The organism is Proteiniclasticum ruminis (assembly GCF_900115135.1).
In the GTDB taxonomy this organism is placed as follows: Bacteria; Bacillota; Clostridia; order Clostridiales; family Clostridiaceae; genus Proteiniclasticum; species Proteiniclasticum ruminis_A.
In genome coordinates, this window is record NZ_FOVK01000014.1 from 21,050 (window position 1) to 35,973 (window position 14,924).

At 44.4% G+C, this 14,924-nt stretch carries 19 protein-coding genes and 1 tRNA gene; 9 read left to right on the forward strand and 11 right to left on the reverse strand.

Going from position 1 to position 14,924, the window contains the following annotated elements:
• Positions 1-102 precede the first annotated feature (102 nt).
• The gene (locus BM243_RS13060) at positions 103-315 is read left to right on the forward strand and encodes a DUF4250 domain-containing protein (protein ID WP_242943566.1); all 213 of its coding nucleotides are present in this window, start codon (positions 103-105) and stop codon (positions 313-315) included.
• On the opposite strand, the gene BM243_RS13065 is transcribed toward BM243_RS13060, so the two are convergent.
• A complete protein-coding gene (locus BM243_RS13065) occupies positions 312-1,049 on the reverse strand; it encodes a tRNA threonylcarbamoyladenosine dehydratase (protein ID WP_177213525.1) in 738 nt (245 codons plus the stop codon). The two genes, BM243_RS13060 and BM243_RS13065, sit on opposite strands and share 4 nt — an antisense overlap.
• 146 nt (positions 1,050-1,195) lie before the next feature.
• Here BM243_RS13065 and BM243_RS13070 point away from each other — a divergent pair, with 146 nt between their 5' ends.
• Complete coding sequence (locus tag BM243_RS13070) at positions 1,196-1,888, forward strand: 5'-methylthioadenosine/adenosylhomocysteine nucleosidase (protein ID WP_074912791.1); 693 nt, start codon at positions 1,196-1,198, stop codon at positions 1,886-1,888.
• A gap of 74 nt (positions 1,889-1,962) precedes the next feature.
• On the opposite strand, the gene BM243_RS13075 is transcribed toward BM243_RS13070, so the two are convergent.
• From BM243_RS13075 to sfsA, 4 genes are all read right to left on the reverse strand, one after another.
• Positions 1,963-3,471 carry a carboxypeptidase M32 gene (locus tag BM243_RS13075; protein ID WP_177213526.1) on the reverse strand — a complete coding sequence of 503 codons (1,509 nt, stop codon included), beginning with the start codon at positions 3,469-3,471 and terminating at the stop codon, positions 1,963-1,965.
• Positions 3,472-3,487: 16 nt separating this feature from the next.
• On the reverse strand, positions 3,488-3,715 hold the full coding sequence (locus BM243_RS13080) for a hypothetical protein (RefSeq protein WP_074912793.1): 228 nt from the start codon (positions 3,713-3,715) through the stop codon (positions 3,488-3,490).
• Positions 3,712-4,386, reverse strand: a complete 675-nt coding sequence (locus tag BM243_RS13085; protein ID WP_074912794.1) for a hydrolase — start codon at positions 4,384-4,386, stop codon at positions 3,712-3,714. Before BM243_RS13085 ends, BM243_RS13080 begins: the two co-directional genes overlap by 4 nt.
• Before the next feature lie 75 nt (positions 4,387-4,461).
• Positions 4,462-5,175: a DNA/RNA nuclease SfsA gene (sfsA, locus tag BM243_RS13090; protein ID WP_074912795.1), complete on the reverse strand. Its 714-nt coding sequence runs from the start codon at positions 5,173-5,175 to the stop codon at positions 4,462-4,464.
• Positions 5,176-5,662: 487 nt separating this feature from the next.
• Between sfsA and ypfJ the strand changes: the two genes are divergently transcribed.
• Positions 5,663-6,517, forward strand: coding sequence for a KPN_02809 family neutral zinc metallopeptidase (gene ypfJ / locus BM243_RS13095; protein WP_074912796.1), 855 nt, complete (start codon positions 5,663-5,665; stop codon positions 6,515-6,517).
• An 82-nt stretch (positions 6,518-6,599) separates the two neighbouring features.
• On the opposite strand, the gene BM243_RS13100 is transcribed toward ypfJ, so the two are convergent.
• The gene (locus tag BM243_RS13100) at positions 6,600-7,685 is read right to left on the reverse strand and encodes a DUF3048 domain-containing protein (RefSeq protein WP_074912797.1); all 1,086 of its coding nucleotides are present in this window, start codon (positions 7,683-7,685) and stop codon (positions 6,600-6,602) included.
• A 141-nt stretch (positions 7,686-7,826) separates the two neighbouring features.
• On the opposite strand from BM243_RS13100, the gene BM243_RS13105 reads away from it, so the two are divergent.
• Complete coding sequence (locus BM243_RS13105) at positions 7,827-8,768, forward strand: alpha/beta fold hydrolase (protein ID WP_074912798.1); 942 nt, start codon at positions 7,827-7,829, stop codon at positions 8,766-8,768.
• 201 nt (positions 8,769-8,969) lie between these two features.
• Here BM243_RS13105 and BM243_RS13110 read toward each other — a convergent pair.
• Positions 8,970-9,044: transfer RNA gene (locus BM243_RS13110), tRNA-Glu, on the reverse strand.
• A gap of 226 nt (positions 9,045-9,270) precedes the next feature.
• Here BM243_RS13110 and wrbA point away from each other — a divergent pair.
• The 4 genes from wrbA (at position 9,271) to BM243_RS13130 (ending at position 11,545) form a co-directional block, all read left to right on the forward strand.
• A complete protein-coding gene (gene wrbA, locus BM243_RS13115; RefSeq protein WP_074912799.1) occupies positions 9,271-9,876 on the forward strand; it encodes an NAD(P)H:quinone oxidoreductase type IV in 606 nt (201 codons plus the stop codon).
• Positions 9,877-10,018: 142 nt separating this feature from the next.
• Positions 10,019-10,492, forward strand: a complete 474-nt coding sequence (locus BM243_RS13120; RefSeq protein ID WP_074912800.1) for a glutathione peroxidase — start codon at positions 10,019-10,021, stop codon at positions 10,490-10,492.
• Positions 10,493-10,625: 133 nt separating this feature from the next.
• A complete protein-coding gene (locus tag BM243_RS13125; protein ID WP_074912801.1) occupies positions 10,626-11,099 on the forward strand; it encodes a glutathione peroxidase in 474 nt (157 codons plus the stop codon).
• Positions 11,100-11,122: 23 nt separating this feature from the next.
• Positions 11,123-11,545, forward strand: coding sequence for a hypothetical protein (locus BM243_RS13130; protein ID WP_074912802.1), 423 nt, complete (start codon positions 11,123-11,125; stop codon positions 11,543-11,545).
• A gap of 188 nt (positions 11,546-11,733) precedes the next feature.
• Here BM243_RS13130 and BM243_RS13135 read toward each other — a convergent pair whose 3' ends face one another.
• On the reverse strand, positions 11,734-12,726 hold the full coding sequence (locus tag BM243_RS13135; RefSeq protein WP_074912803.1) for a Gfo/Idh/MocA family protein: 993 nt from the start codon (positions 12,724-12,726) through the stop codon (positions 11,734-11,736).
• The gene (locus BM243_RS13140; protein ID WP_207646205.1) at positions 12,716-13,195 is read right to left on the reverse strand and encodes an HD domain-containing protein; all 480 of its coding nucleotides are present in this window, start codon (positions 13,193-13,195) and stop codon (positions 12,716-12,718) included. Before BM243_RS13140 ends, BM243_RS13135 begins: the two co-directional genes overlap by 11 nt.
• Before the next feature lie 121 nt (positions 13,196-13,316).
• Here BM243_RS13140 and BM243_RS13145 point away from each other — a divergent pair, with 121 nt between their 5' ends.
• Positions 13,317-13,943, forward strand: coding sequence for a dUTP diphosphatase (locus tag BM243_RS13145; RefSeq protein ID WP_074912804.1), 627 nt, complete (start codon positions 13,317-13,319; stop codon positions 13,941-13,943).
• 45 nt (positions 13,944-13,988) lie between these two features.
• Here BM243_RS13145 and trxA read toward each other — a convergent pair whose 3' ends face one another.
• Together trxA and BM243_RS13155 are read right to left on the reverse strand one after the other, a co-directional pair.
• Positions 13,989-14,303, reverse strand: coding sequence for a thioredoxin (gene trxA, locus BM243_RS13150; protein WP_074912805.1), 315 nt, complete (start codon positions 14,301-14,303; stop codon positions 13,989-13,991).
• A gap of 141 nt (positions 14,304-14,444) precedes the next feature.
• Entirely contained in the window at positions 14,445-14,846 is a 402-nt protein-coding gene (locus BM243_RS13155) for an OsmC family protein (protein ID WP_074912806.1), read from the reverse strand.
• Positions 14,847-14,924: the final 78 nt, after the last annotated feature.

A 14,924-nucleotide genomic window follows, 5' to 3' on the forward strand; every position in this document is an offset into this window, starting at 1 on the left:
ATAATATTCATCAAACCTTTGTTAACAACTTACATTTTCTCATGGTTTTCTCTTATAATATGAGTAACATATACTACGTGCCTAATTTGAGGAGGAAGAAACATGAGTATGGAAACGGCCTTCACCCAGGAAAACATCATGGAGATGGACCCCTTTATTCTGCTCAGCACCATCAACACAAAGCTTCGCAACGATTTCGATTCCCTCGCAGCCTTCTGTGACCATTATCATCTGGATCAGAGCGCTCTGATGAACAGACTTGGAGAATTCGGCTACGACTATATTGGAGAAATCAACCAGTTCCGTATGCCTTAATCGAGAAGCCCCATAAGCTCTCTCATGACTTCAGAAGCAAGAAGAATCCCCGCCGCAGGCGGAACAAAGGAAGTACTCCCCGGAGTGCTTCTTTTTTTAAGGCTGCTTACAGCCCCTTCCACGGCTTCTCCTTCTATGGCTATGGGCACCAGTGGTTTCTCCGTGGATGCCACCACTTTCAGGTGAAGAATCCCACGGTTTTTCAGCTCTCTTCGCATCACTTTGGCCAAAGGGCACATGGTGGTTTTTTTGATGTCCGTCACGTGAAGCTTGGAAGGATCCAGCTTATTGCCCGTTCCCATGGAACTGATGATTTTTATGTTCTTTTCCTTACAGTAGGCGATGACCTGAAGCTTACTGGTTACTGTATCTATGGCGTCAATGACATAATCTGTGTCCTCGGTGATGATCTCCGAAAGATTCTCACTGCCTATGAAAGCTTTCACCCCAATCACTTCACACTGCCGGTTGATGCTTTCTGCTCTTTCCAAGGCAGCATCCACCTTATGCTTCCCGATGTGATCGTACGTGGACAAAAGCTGCCGGTTCAGATTGGAAAGAGTGAACACATCATCATCCACCACCACAATCTTTCCCACCCCACCCCTTACCAGGGCTTCAAAGCAGGTTCCTCCTACACCACCAAGTCCTAGAAGCACCACCTTGGACCTGTATAGTTTTTCCATATTTTCTGCTCCCAGGAGCATTTCTGTTCTTCTTAACTCATGCTGCATCTTCATCCATTCCTTTCATAAAACAAATGTAAATATATCGGAAATCTCTCCCTATTTCAAGTCTTTTCCAAAAACACTTCCTTTACATCTCTTCCCCTTATCTCTTATAATTAGATGCAAATAGAGTACAAGGAGATTATATCTAGATGAAAATAGGGATTATTTGTGCCATGGAGGAAGAACTGGCTCCTCTTAAAAAAATCATGTCCATCAAGGAAACCAGGACCAAAGCAAGAATGGAGTTCATCGAAGGCACTTTAGAAGAGAAAGACGTTGTCATGGTGATTTCAGGCATCGGTAAAGTCAACGCAGCGGTTTGTGCCCAGATCCTCGCGGATGACTACCAGGTGACCCACCTCATCAATGTAGGCGTAGCCGGAGGGGTCAAGGAGAATATCCAGCCCATGGATGTGGTGGTGGCAAAGGCTCTACTTCAGCATGATATGGATGTCACTGCTTTTGGCCTGAAACGTGGCGAGATTCCAAGATTTGAAAGCTCCCTTTTCAAGTCTGATGAGAAGCTTACCGCACTAGCACTGGAAGGCTCCAGAAAAAATGAGGACTATACCACCCATGAAGGCATCATCGTCAGTGGAGATCAGTTCATCTCCAGCAAAGAGAAAATTGAAGATCTTCTGGAAACCTTTGACGCCGCCGCCTGCGAGATGGAAGGCGCTGCCATCGCCCAGGCAGCTGATCTCAATCACATTCCATTCACTGTCATCCGGGCAATTTCAGACAACGCCAATACCGGTGCAAGCATGGATTATGAGAAATTCAAGGACTTAGCCGTGGAAAACACCGTATCCATCCTCACCTATGTTCTTAAAAATCTATAATTGAAAAAAAATCCCAGGAAAGCAGCTCTGTGAAAAGCTGTGCCTGGGATTTTATTATTTCATAAGAAGGTTCATTAGAATCCGTAGATCTTAGAGTACTTCTCTTCCAGATACTGGAGGAAATACTTGGCGTTCAGTGGTTCTCCCGTGATTTTCTCAATGAGTACCTTGGGTTCATAGGTTCCACCGTGGCTATGGACATGATCCGCCAGCCATTTCGTGATTTCAGAAACCTTACCTTCACGGATGAGCTCATAGTAATTTGGCAGATCTCTCAGCATGCCTTTGTAGAGCATCTGTGCGCCATAAAGATTTCCGAGAGCATAACTTGGGAAATACCCAATCATTCCGCCAGACCAGTGAACATCCTGAAGGACTCCCTTGGCATAGGATTCTGGAGTTACCCCCAGATATTCTGTATACTTATCCGCCCAGATTTGGGGAAGCTCATCAAAATTCACCTCTCCATTGATCAGCATTTTTTCAATCTCATAACGGATGATGATATGGAGACTGTAGGTGAGTTCGTCCGCATCGATTCTGATGAGAGATGGCTCTACCTTATTGATGGCTTTATAGATATCTTCTGGACTGTAATTTTTCAGTCCTTCGAACGCAGACACCATATTGAGATATTCTGTTTCAATGAACTCTTTTCCTCTGCCTAGAATGTTCTCGTAGTATCTGGATTGGGATTCATGGATTCCCATGGACACACCGCCACCGATGTTGGTTTTTGTGATGTCATCCGGAATGTTCTGCTCATAGATGGCATGTCCTGTTTCATGAATGGTGGAGTACATGGCTGTCACAGGATCTTCTTTGCTGTAAGCCGTTGTGATTCTCACATCCTTGTTTCCGAAGTTTGTGGAGAATGGGTGTGCGCTTTCTGCAATGGCACCTCTTTCAAAATCATAGCCCAGTCTCTTCGCAAGCTCTGTGTTATATTTCTTCTGTGGCTCTATGGCATATTCACCTTTCAGGATGCTGCTGTCAATCTCCACAGCACTTTCACCGATTTTTTTCAGAAGAACCAGGAGACCATCCCGAAGCTCCTTGAATACACCATCAATCTCCTCCACTGTTGCACCAGGCTCATACATATCCAAAAGAGCATCATAAGGAGTTTTCTCATAGCCGATGTATCCGGCGATCTTCTTGTTGAAATAAACAATCTTCTCCAGAATAGGCTTGAAGGACTCATAATCATTCTTCTCTCTGGCTTCTGCCCAGTAGGTTTCTCCTGAAGCCACAAGCTTGCTGTATTCAAGATATTCTTCTTCTGGAATTTTCTTCATGAAATCCAGTGACTTCTTAGCCGCCTTCACCATGGCTTTTTCTTTGTCGTTCATTTCTTCCAGATGCTCATAAAGACCAAATACCAGATCCTGATACTCTTTTCCGGTCTCCAGCTTGTACATGAGCTGGCTTAGGTACCCCACAACCTCAGAGCGTCTTTCCACGCCTTTGGACGGCATAATGGTTGCCATGTCCCAGTAAAGAACCCCTTGAGCATCTCCGATGTTTTTCATTTCTTCCTGGATTTCCAGAAACCTTTTGAATGATTCTTTGTAGTTTTCCAATCCTTTGTCCTCCATTCTATTCCATATTTTTTAGCTTATAGTATCTTTCTATCATAAGTTCACGCTCTCTGTCCATAGGCGGCGCCAGTTCCAGCACAGATTCTGTTTCCCTGCAGTACTTAACTGTTATGCATTGCCCCAGATTTCTCGGGCACCTGTAGCAAAGACAGGAAGGATCATTCCCATCACAGCTTTCTCCGTACTCCGGACAATGTTTGCAGTTTTCTGCTAAGTTCTCTCTCATAGAATATTCTCTCCCCGATATTTGTCCATCAGTTTCTTCATGATTTCCGTGTTGGATGGTGGTGTATAGGTGATGGCATTGGCTCCTGCCTCAATGGTCTCCAGAATGCTCTCCTCTGTAGGACCTCCCGTGGCTATGATGGGGAATTCCGGATACTTCTCCCGGATTTTCCGCACGATCCTTGCGGTGTTTTTTGCACCTGAAACATTGAGAATGGTGGCGCCAGCTGCAATTCTCGCATCAATATCATCTTCTTCCGAGATCACCGTGATGACGATGGGAATATCGATGACATCCCGGACTCCATTGAGAATCTCATTTTTCGTCGGGCTGTTCAGAACCACACCGATGGCTCCTTTGAACTCCGCATCCAGAGCAAGATTGATGACCCTCTTTCCTGTGGTTGTACCACCTCCAACACCACAGAACACCGGTACATCAGAAGCATTGATGAGGCTTTGGGTGATGATGGGCTGTGGGGTAAAAGGGTAAACACTCATCACCGCATCCGCATTGGTGTTCTTAATGACGGCAACATCTGTGGAAAAAATAAGAGACTTGATTCTCTTTCCAAGAATCACAATACCCGTAGCCTTTCTAATCACTTCCGGCACTTCTATCATATGACCCCGAAGATTTGTGGTAATCACCGGGGCAGTTCTTTTATCCATTTTACGCCCTCCTTTTTGATTCGAGACATTTTCATCATTATATCACCGGAATGATCTCCTGAGTTCTTAACATTTTTAGAACAGACCGGCTTCTTCTCTAAACACAACAGGGACAGACTTCGACAGCTCCAGGGAGCTTTCTGTAATTCTGCAGTCATAGGCAAAAAGATCCACGCCTTCCATTTTAGCCCGGTAAAGCATGGCTGAAAATAAAGGATCCTGTTCATACGCTGGTGTGAATCCCTTCATGCCATCCATCTGAAGCACAAAGAGAACCCCAGCCCCATGCCCTTCCTTCTTGACAGAAATCAGCTCCTCCACATGACGGGTTCCTCTTTCTGTAGGCGCATCCGGAAAACTCGCCATGGCTTCCGTCTCTAATGTGACGCCCTTCACTTCCAGATAGTACTTTTTCCCCTCAGGGCTTTCCAAAAGGAAATCAAACCTGCTTTTTCCATAAAATTTCTCCCGCTTAATATCTGTATATTCCTTCAGCTTAGGAATCTTTCCAGCAAGAAGCGCTTCTTCCACCACTTTATTCGGTATCTGGGAATCAATGTTGATGAGTGCTTCTCCTTTATAGGCCGCAATGAGGCTATAGGCAGTCTTTCGGTTTGGGTTGTCTTCCTTCCGAAGGATCACTTTTGTGCCAGGAATCAGGATTTCTTTCACCCGTCCGGTGTTTGGCACATGAACCATGATGGTTTCCCCTTCATATTCCACATATCCCTGAAAGCGGTTTGGCCGTTTCACAAAAACAGCAGGAACAGTTTGTTTTATGAATTTCATAATGTATTCTCCTTGAAATCTTCTTGTGGATATGCTTTCCCATCCAGGAAAAGTATCCACAAATTGTGTAGGCTTTTATCCACATTCCTGTGGATAATGTGTAAAGGAACCGGGAAACATTCAGTATCAACTTGGATGTTATCCACAATAATTGTTATTTTTCCACAATCTCTGTGGATAAGTACAGATGTTTCTTTTTTCTTTTGTCAAGTCTTCCTTATGATTTGTCAATTCCTTAATCTTTTTGATATTTCAGACCACTTAGACATAATGTTCTCCTCTTCATCCTACTCCATGATTCTTAACAGAAACTTTGGATTTCTACTCCATCCTGAATGATTTCCTTCAAATTGTAAAGAGAAGGCCAGTCCCATTCATAGTAAATTTACTTTGCATAAGATTCCTTAAAACCGTAGGGAACCCCACAGATGATATAATAGAAGGAAGAAATCATAACCTTTCATAGGTTGTACGAGGAGTGTTTTTTATGAAATGGAGAAACAGGCGACAAAGTTCCAATATTGAGGACCGCCGCGGAAGAAGTGCCCCCATGGGGGGATTGGGCGGCAAGAGCATCATGGGCGGCGGCATCGGGCTTATCCTTCTTCTTGTCTTTGCGCTGCTCGGTGGAGATCTTGGTTCCATGCTTTCCCCACAGATCACCTCTCCCGAGAATATTCCCTATGAAGCTTCCCAGGAGGAAGAAGACCTGGCTGATTTTGTATCCGTGGTTCTGGCAGATACAGAGGATGTCTGGACAAGCCTTTTCAGAGAGTATAATAGAGAATACGAGAAACCCACTCTTGTTCTCTTTAACGACCGGGTGGAGTCCGCCTGCGGAGTAGCTGGTTCGTCCACTGGCCCCTTTTACTGTCCGGCCGACAAAAAGATTTATATCGACTTGAGTTTTTATAAAGAACTCAGCCAGCGCTTCGGCGCTCCGGGAGACTTCGCCATGGCGTATGTGGTAGCCCACGAAGTGGGGCATCATGTCCAGACTCTTCTTGGCATCTCCCAGCAGGTGCAGCAGCTGCGTGGTCGGGTCAGCGAAGCTGAGTATAACGAGAATCTTGTAAGACTGGAGCTTCAGGCGGATTATCTTGCAGGCGTTTTCGCAAACTATGTCCACGGCAGAGGATATCTGGAGGAAGGCGATATTGAAGAAGCCATCAATGCAGCCAATGCCATTGGAGATGACACGCTGCAGAAAAAAGCCCAGGGCTATGTGGTACCTGACAGCTTTACCCATGGTACTTCTGCGCAGCGTATGAAGTGGTTCAGGCTGGGTTTCCAGCATGGTGATTTGGAGCATGGTGACACCTTCAACACAAACGACTTATAAAAATCCTTCTATATTAGAAGAAAGAACCCTCGGAGCAGATCCTTCATGGATGCTCCGGGGGTTCTCTCTGTTAATTTATAACTTACCCTTCAAAATTCACTTCTGACTCCGGACGCATGATCTGAATAAAGGTCTTCCCTGGCTGGAATGCCATTTCCTTTCCCTCTTCATCATAATACTTTGTCATGGAAGATTCGTTCTCACGGACCCAAGTTCCCTTTTTCATGGTGCCGCCAATGAAATACTCTGCTGCACCCGTTCCGATCATTTCCATATTGGTATACACCGTATCCTTCACATGGTAATGTTCCACATGCTGGACAATGATATTCTTCACAGAAATCTGTGTATTGTTTTCTTTGTCCATCATAGGTTCTCCATTGATGAAGCGGTCATATACCCCTTCCTCTTCTCGAAGCTCATAGGTGATCTTATTGTCTGCCCGATAGGAGAGCGATACTTTTGAAGCCGGCTGACCTCCTTCCACTTCCTTGTCAAGGTAGGCAAGGGTCCTGTCCTTGGGCTCAAAGTCATAGGCTTCTGCCATGACCAGTTCCAGATTGGTATAAGCATTGTGAGGTGCAACCCTGTCGGTGGATCTGGAGAATCCTACGGACGTGATGGTTCCATCGAGCCTCTTGGCTGTGATGCCCAGATCCTTTCTCCAGGTGTCTATGTCCTGGCCTTCCAGATTCTTGGAACCACCATAATAAATGTAGAGATAGTTCCACTCACTCCAAAGGAACATATGCTGTTTTCGCGCACTTCTTACTGGCCCCGCCTTTTGGGGATACGTTCCATGAAAAAATGCCGTCAGCCTTGTGATGGTGCTTTCCACTTCCATTTCGTAAATGATGCCTGCTTCAGACAGTCCACTGTGCGGCCGTGCGGCTTTGGTGTTTTCCATCTGCACCATGATGACTTTTCCGTCCCCCTCATAGGGAAGTCCAGTCAATGGCGAAAGCCCAGGCACTACTTCTCCGTAATGATGGGAAAGTGTCTCTGCCGGCTCTTCTATTGGAGTTTCCACAGGCTCCTCCACAGGTTCTTCTTCAGCTGGAGTTTCCACAGGCGTTTCCGCCGGAACTTCCGGTGCCTCTTCTTTCTTACAGGAGAATAGCCCGAAGGAAAGAGATAAAATACATAAAATAATCACTGCTTTTTTCATATGAGTGCCCCCGTTCTGAAATCATTCTACTCTCATTCTATCACAGCACCTCGACTTAGAAGAACGAATTTTCAAAATCATTTGCATTCTACCTGGTACAGTTCTTATAATGGATGTAATAAACAGGTGGAGTGTGATTGTATGAGTTACCAAAAAACAGTTGAGACCATCCCCAGCACCAATCATCTTTACAATGTCCACATTTATATCTACACGCCGAAAACCAAGCCGCGGTATATGCTTCAGATCACCCACGGCATGTGCGAATATCTGGAGCGCTATGAACCCTTCATCCGCTACATGACCAGTAAAGGGGTTCTTGTGGCAGGCCACGACCATGCGGGTCACGGAAACAGCATCCGCACCATGGAGGATCTTGGTTATTTCTCTAAGGATCCGTATGATCTTACCCTAGTAAAAGATCTGAAAAATGTCTCCGATCTCCTTACAGAAAGATACAGCCAGCTTCCGCACTTTATTCTTGGACACAGCATGGGCTCCTTTATGCTGCGCAAATATCTCATGAAATATGGAAGAAGCCTCAGCGGAATCTTTATCAGCGGTACTGGTGGTGCAAACAAAGGGATCGCACCCGGAATCACCTTGGCAAAGTCCATTGCCGCTCTCAAAGGAGACACCCATAGAAGCACCCTGTATAACTCCATTTTCTTTCAAGGATTCAACAAGAACTTTAAAGACGAGGATGATGAATTCTCCTGGCTCTCCAGAGACAAGAAAGTCCGTGATGCTTACAGAAAAGATCCCAAATGCAATTTTGTTTTTACCTTAAATGCCTTCAAGGGATTTCTTGCTATTATGAAGGATGTCACCCACGAAAACTGGGCAGACAGCGTTCCCAAGGATGTCCCTTACCACCTTTTCAGCGGAAAGGAGGATCCTGTAGGCGCCTACGGAAAAGGCGTTCAGGAAACCTATGAGCGGCTTCTGGAAGCTAAAGTGAAAGAAGTTACCCTAACACTCTACGAAGGCGGACGCCATGAAATGCTCAATGAAACCAATAAAAAAGAGGTCTACGAGGACCTTTTCAAAAGGATGGAGGAAATGATCCACGATCGGTCTTGAAATCCCATTATAAAACGACTGGAGCTTTTTTAATGCCCCAGTCGTTTTATGTTCTGCCCTTTGAGGCTCTGGATTCAACCGCCTTTCAGAAAGCTCTGTCTATGCTCTTCTGAAAAACCCCATAAAAAAATACATCCGTTGAAATCCAGTTGGGAAGCTCTTTCAGAGAACTATCCGTAGATTTCAAGGATGTACTTGTAATGGTGACCCCTAGGGGAATCGAACCCCTGATTCCAGCGTGAGAGGCTAGCGTCTTGACCGCTTGACCAAGGGGCCACATTCGTTATGACCTTTCAATAATATCACTCACAGATGTTCAAGTCAACCACTTTTCCCACCTGTTGCACTCAAAAGATGCCTTCGATTTTGTGAATGATTTGTAAATACTACTAACTAGTACAATATTAACCCCCGGTACACACTTTCTTAATTAATTGTACACAATCTAATGATATAACTGAAACATCGAAATATTACGGATAAAAGAAAGGGAGTTTGAAACATGAGTAAAGTTAAAGTAGCCATTATCTATTACAGCGCCACAGGAGGAAACTACCAGATGGTCCAGTGGGCAAAAGATGCAGCTGAGAAAGCAGGCGCCGAAGTAAAGGTGCTGAGAGTACAGGAGCTGGCGCCAGAATCCGCCATCGCATCCAATCCTCTTTGGAAAAAGCATTACGATGAAACCAAGGATCTCATCCCTGTAGTTACCCCTCAGGATATGGTAGATGCAGATGCCATCATCTTCTCCACACCAACCAGGTATGGAAATGTGGCTTCACAGTTCAAGCAGTATTTGGATACCCTCGGAGGCGTATGGTCCCAGGGTCTACTTGTGAACAAGACCATCACTGCCATGTCTTCTGCTATGAATGCCAACGGGGGCGTAGAAGAAACCATCCGTTCCATTTACACCTCAGCAATGCATTTTGGTGCAATCATTGTCGCACCTGGATACACAGATCCAAGCATTTATGCAGCAGGTGGAAATCCTTACGGTGCATCAGCTTCCATCATCGACGGAGAAATCAAGAACGATGTGGAAGGCGCTGTGCGACATCAGGCAAAGAGACTTGTGGATGTGACAAGACAGTTCCTCGGCAAGTAACTCCCATATATGATCACAGGAGAATCCTTCGGGGTTCTCTTTTTTTTATGCTGTTTTTTCATTTTTGCCTATTTAATTTGACAAAATTGAATTTTGCCATTACTATATTACTAGTTAAATAAATAACCAAGGAGTGTAAAAAATGAGCATTTATGATTTTAACGCTAAGGATATCGACGGTCAGGAAAGAGAACTGAAAGAATTTGAAGGTAAGGTGCTGCTCGTTGTCAACACCGCCAGTAAGTGTGGGTTCACTCCGCAGTTTCAAGGTCTTGAAACCCTTTATGAAAGGATGAATGGTGAAGGATTTGAGGTCCTTGGGTTTCCCTGCGGACAGTTCAACGATCAGGAACTGGAAAGTGCAGAAGGCATCAAGAACTTCTGTGAGCTGAACTACGGGGTTTCTTTCCCCATGTTTGATAAAATCGATGTGAACGGAGATGCTGCACATCCATTATTCAAACACTTGAGAAAAGAGACCAAAGGTCTCCTGGGTGATGCGGTGAAGTGGAATTTCACAAAATTCCTGGTGGACAGAAACGGAAAGGTCCTCAAGCGGTATGCCCCTCAGGTGGATCCTCTGGATATTGAAAAAGATATACGAAAGCTTTTGTAACACCAATCAGCTCTCTTTGAAAACAGCCTGGAAACAGGCTCTTTTCTTTATTGTCTTGCATCCAATAATATTTGACAAAGCTTATTATTTGTCTTATTCTAAGAATAATAAATAACACAGTATGAGGTGTATGATGAATATCTATGACTTTACCGCAAAAGACATTGATGGTGTAGAGACTCCACTGAAGAACTTCGAAGGAGAAGTGCTTCTGATTGTAAACACTGCCAGCAAATGTGGATTTACACCGCAGTTCAAAGATCTGGAAACCATCTATGAGAAACACAAAGACCAGAAGTTCTCTGTCTTAGGCTTTCCCTGCAATCAGTTCAATCAGCAGGATCCTGGAAGTGAAGAGGGCATCAAGAATTTTTGTGAGCTGAATTATGGGGTCACTTTCCCCATGTTTTCAAAGATTGATGTGAACGGAAAATCCGCTCATCCACTTTTTGTCCATTTAAGGAAAGAAACCAAAGGACTTTTGGGCGACTCTGTCAAATGGAACTTCACTAAATTTCTCGTGGACAGAAACGGAAAGGTCCTCAGAAGATACCCACCTACCACCAGTCCTCTGGCCATTGAAAAGGATATTGAGGAACTGTTATAAAGAATAAGGATTAGGAGATTCCCATGAAAAGACCGTATTTGCTCGTATGCTTACTGTTCTTTCTCAATTTCATGACTGCCTGCGGACATAAAGAAGGGTATATTCATCGGGAAGACGCGCTGAAAAGAGGCTATATTGTCCTGGAAGGCACCAACAGCCATAATCATGAGCGTTTTGACATGTTCCTGAAGAATGTGGACTTAAAACGGGAAGATCAGATTACCATTATCATCTATGATCTTGTTCAGAACCAGTATGTCCTCACCGTAGAATACGATGGCGAACACTATCATGCAAGCCGCTACTTTATGGATCAGAACCAGAAGAAATCCCAGGTCATTGAGAACCTTCTATTCACACACTTAAGCTATACCTCCTCAAAGAATTATTTTCTCACCCACGAAAACAAAATCCACAGTGATCTGTGGATTTATCAGGGAAAATAATTTTTAAACCCTACTGTTCTAGGATAAAAAACTTTGTTATACTATTCATAGGAAGTTCAGTATGATTCTCACTGAGCTTTTGATAACCAATACACGGACAAAAGGAATCCCGAGGGTAACCTCAAATTGCTTTAAAGAATGGACATGACTTCTGCAATTTCATTGCAGAAGTCTTTATTTTTGCCCTATTATTCCTTATCACTGAAAAACACTTCTTTTCCAAACTTGAATGCTTCCAGAATCTCCTGGGTTTCCAGACCGTTCCGTCCGCTGTCCTCAACACTTGTTTTTCCAAGCATTGCATCGGAAATCATTGAAATCATCTCCATCTGGGAATGTTCCGGCTCTTGAAATTCAAAGATTTCAGTACCATGATCTGTGATTAATGATACCGGCTCCTGGTCCATGATGGAAAACCGCAAGGCTCCTTTACTTCCAGCTATGGTTAGAAGATCTTCTCGTATCCCGCAGCTTGCAGTGATGTTCAAGGTTCCTTGAATGCCATTCTCAAACAAGAAGAAACCTGTGGTCACATCCTCCACAGACAATGCCTGAGAGAGATTTCCTGATTTCCCCGAAACCATAGAGGGTTCACCAAAAAGAAACAGAAAAAGATCAATCATATGAGAGCCCACATCATAAAGGATGCCCCCGCCAGACGTCTCTTCCTGAAACAGCCAAGGCCTGTTTGGATCAAATTGAGGCACCGGCCTCAGATAGCTGTAGGTAAAAGAGCGAACTTCTCCGATGGCACCTTCCTCCAGAAGGCTTTTGACTTTCAGAAATTTCTTCTGCGCTCTTCTGTAGTACGCTACATAAAGCTTCACTCCGTGCTCTTCACACACTTTTCTCATTTCTCTGCACTCATCACTGGTCAGCGCCATGGGCTTTTCCACATAAACATCTTTTTTATGTTCTGCCGCAAGCACTGTGTAATATTTATGCATATGGGGCGGCGTAGCAATATAAACCGCATCCACGTCCGGGTCGCGCAGCATGTCGAGAACTTCTGTAGAATAATACGGGATTTCATGTCTTTTGGCATAGTCTTCCAGTTTCTTCTCATCTCTTCTCATGACCCACTGCATCTCGGTCTGGGGCAGTTTTCTAAATGCAGGTCCGCTTTTTCTTTCTGTTACATCTCCACATCCAATCATGCCGAACACAATCTTAACTTTCATTTTTCGTCTCCTCCTCATGCTCATAGGCCTGCAGATACACCTCTGCTGCCCTGTATTTCTCCAGTCTTCTCTGGTCCTCCGCGCTGAAAGGCTCAGGAAGTCTCTCCCGATTTTGATTGTCCTTCAGATCAGAGAGTTTGACCCTACGGGAAAGAGGATTTTCTGCCAGCCTTCTGATATACTCCTCATAGTTCTCTTCATCGCTTCTTGTTAAATGAAGAACACTGTCCACAATAGAAGAGGAGAAACCACTCTCCAAAAGATCTTCCGCTGTGAGTGCTGTGTCTTCCAGAAGATCGTGGAGAAGCGCAGTGATTCTCTCCTCCTCCGTTTTCATGTGGAGCATCACTCGGAGCACATGAAGAATATAAGGCTCTCCCCCTTTATCCAGCACACCGCTGTGATGGATTGCAGCTAAAGCTAAAGCCCGCTCAAACTCCGGCAATTTTAGAAGTTCTTCTCTTTCCACACTGACACCTCACTTCATTAAATCAGGAAACTACCTTATAATATAGAAAGATAGTTCTGCTTTTCCTCTAAGAACAGTATACGACAGGTTCGATGGAAACGCACAAGAAAAGGAGACTCCAATGAAAAAAGAAACAATCTTCCTGGAACTGATGAATGACGGACAAGCACCTGTTTATGCCAATCACAATGATGCTGGAGCTGATGTCTTTGCTTCGGAGGATTTCGTGCTATGTCCAGGTGAAACAAAGGTGCTGCCTCTTAAAATCAAAGTGGCTCTGCCAGACCACCTGGAAATGCAAGTTCGCCCCAGAAGCGGCCTATCCCTGAAAACTTCTCTGAGGATCCCTAACAGTCCAGGCACCGTGGATGCAGGCTACCGGGATGAAGTAGGTATTATTCTGGAGAACTCCTATAATCTTTCTCTACTTCCTTATGAAATGCTCAGAAATCCAAGCCTCTTGGATACCATAAAGAAAGACTATGAGATTCTGTTCCCCATGGATATAGAAGCAGTTTTCACCGTCTATAAAGGAGAGCATTATGAAACGCCACAACTTCTGAACTTATCTCCCTTCCTCATTTTAGATGAGAACCATCATCCTTATGGCACCATCTACATCGAGAAGGGGATGAAAATCGCCCAAGTGGTCTTCAATGAGGTCATTAAAGGGGAGTTTGAAGAGATTGAGGATGTGACAACAAAAGGAACGAACCGGGGCGGCGGTTATGGAAGCACAGGATTATAGTAATAAAAATGAGCCTGACATTGGAATTCATGTCAGACTCATTTTTTATAAGTATTTTTCAAGCAGTCCTTCAAAATAGCTGCGGTCTCGAAGACCAATGGCTCCTTCTTGTGGAATTCCATCCTTAAACAGAATCAGGGCCGGTATACTTTGAATCTTGTAAAACTTCGCAAGTTCCGGGCTTTCATCCACATTCAGCTTCAGAACATCCAGTTTCCCGGAAAAATCAGAAGCCACTTCCTCCAGCACCGGTGTAATCATACGGCATGGGGCACACCATGGAGCCCAGAAATCCACAAGAACCAGTCCCTTTTTATGAAGTACATCTTCCCGAAAGGTTCCATGACATGTCTCTTTCATCTTATCCTCTCCATGTTTTTGTCAAATTAGATTTTATAAAATTTATTATACCGGATAATTAGGTTTTGCGCAATATATTTGGGGAAGAGATTGAAAAAACCCCATACTGACATATCAGCATAGGGTTTTTCGTAAAAAGGTCTATTCTTTGTCTGTATACTCAAAAGAAAGAGTGTAGCTCATCTCTGCCACATGAGACAGTGTCTGATACACAGAGCAGTACTCTGTGGCCAGTCTCATGGCCTGATCCAGACCCTTTTCTTTTTCAGGATTCTTCACAACCACATCCACATGTACAGTCTTCAGGGTAGTGGGCACTTCCGTTCTCTTCTCTCCGGACACCTTCATGGACACGCCTTCATAAACGATCTTTTTCTTCACGGCGATATCCAGGAATGTGGAGTAAAGGCAGGAGCCCAAGGCGCCGAACACCATGTCGTAAGGCTCTATGGTACCTTCCTCGATTCCAATTGGCACTGTGCCTCTCTTGGCCTTCAGTGTTCCTTTAAATCCATACTCAAAATCCATGGTTACCCATTTCATTAAAATCAATCCTCCCAGGTTTTCATTTATTTGAACTGATTCAATTTTACCATAGAGAATCCTGGTTGTCATTTTCTG

What these genes read in the sequence shown, in the direction of transcription:
- sfsA (WP_074912795.1), bottom strand. Translation starts at nt 5,175, where the DNA reads ATGAAATTCATAAAACAAACTGTTCCTGCTGTTTTTGTGAAACGGCCA.
- BM243_RS13155 (WP_074912806.1), bottom strand. Translation starts at nt 14,846, where the DNA reads ATGAAATGGGTAACCATGGATTTTGAGTATGGATTTAAAGGAACACTG.
- BM243_RS13080 (WP_074912793.1), bottom strand. Translation starts at nt 3,715, where the DNA reads ATGAGAGAGAACTTAGCAGAAAACTGCAAACATTGTCCGGAGTACGGA.
- BM243_RS13130 (WP_074912802.1), top strand. Translation starts at nt 11,123, where the DNA reads ATGAAAAGACCGTATTTGCTCGTATGCTTACTGTTCTTTCTCAATTTC.
- BM243_RS13145 (WP_074912804.1), top strand. Translation starts at nt 13,317, where the DNA reads ATGAAAAAAGAAACAATCTTCCTGGAACTGATGAATGACGGACAAGCA.
- BM243_RS13120 (WP_074912800.1), top strand. Translation starts at nt 10,019, where the DNA reads ATGAGCATTTATGATTTTAACGCTAAGGATATCGACGGTCAGGAAAGA.
- BM243_RS13100 (WP_074912797.1), bottom strand. Translation starts at nt 7,685, where the DNA reads ATGAAAAAAGCAGTGATTATTTTATGTATTTTATCTCTTTCCTTCGGG.
- BM243_RS13105 (WP_074912798.1), top strand. Translation starts at nt 7,827, where the DNA reads ATGAGTTACCAAAAAACAGTTGAGACCATCCCCAGCACCAATCATCTT.
- BM243_RS13070 (WP_074912791.1), top strand. Translation starts at nt 1,196, where the DNA reads ATGAAAATAGGGATTATTTGTGCCATGGAGGAAGAACTGGCTCCTCTT.
- trxA (WP_074912805.1), bottom strand. Translation starts at nt 14,303, where the DNA reads ATGAAAGAGACATGTCATGGAACCTTTCGGGAAGATGTACTTCATAAA.
- BM243_RS13125 (WP_074912801.1), top strand. Translation starts at nt 10,626, where the DNA reads ATGAATATCTATGACTTTACCGCAAAAGACATTGATGGTGTAGAGACT.
- ypfJ (WP_074912796.1), top strand. Translation starts at nt 5,663, where the DNA reads ATGAAATGGAGAAACAGGCGACAAAGTTCCAATATTGAGGACCGCCGC.
- BM243_RS13065 (WP_177213525.1), bottom strand. Translation starts at nt 1,049, where the DNA reads ATGCAGCATGAGTTAAGAAGAACAGAAATGCTCCTGGGAGCAGAAAAT.
- BM243_RS13085 (WP_074912794.1), bottom strand. Translation starts at nt 4,386, where the DNA reads ATGGATAAAAGAACTGCCCCGGTGATTACCACAAATCTTCGGGGTCAT.
- BM243_RS13060 (WP_242943566.1), top strand. Translation starts at nt 103, where the DNA reads ATGAGTATGGAAACGGCCTTCACCCAGGAAAACATCATGGAGATGGAC.
- wrbA (WP_074912799.1), top strand. Translation starts at nt 9,271, where the DNA reads ATGAGTAAAGTTAAAGTAGCCATTATCTATTACAGCGCCACAGGAGGA.
- BM243_RS13135 (WP_074912803.1), bottom strand. Translation starts at nt 12,726, where the DNA reads ATGAAAGTTAAGATTGTGTTCGGCATGATTGGATGTGGAGATGTAACA.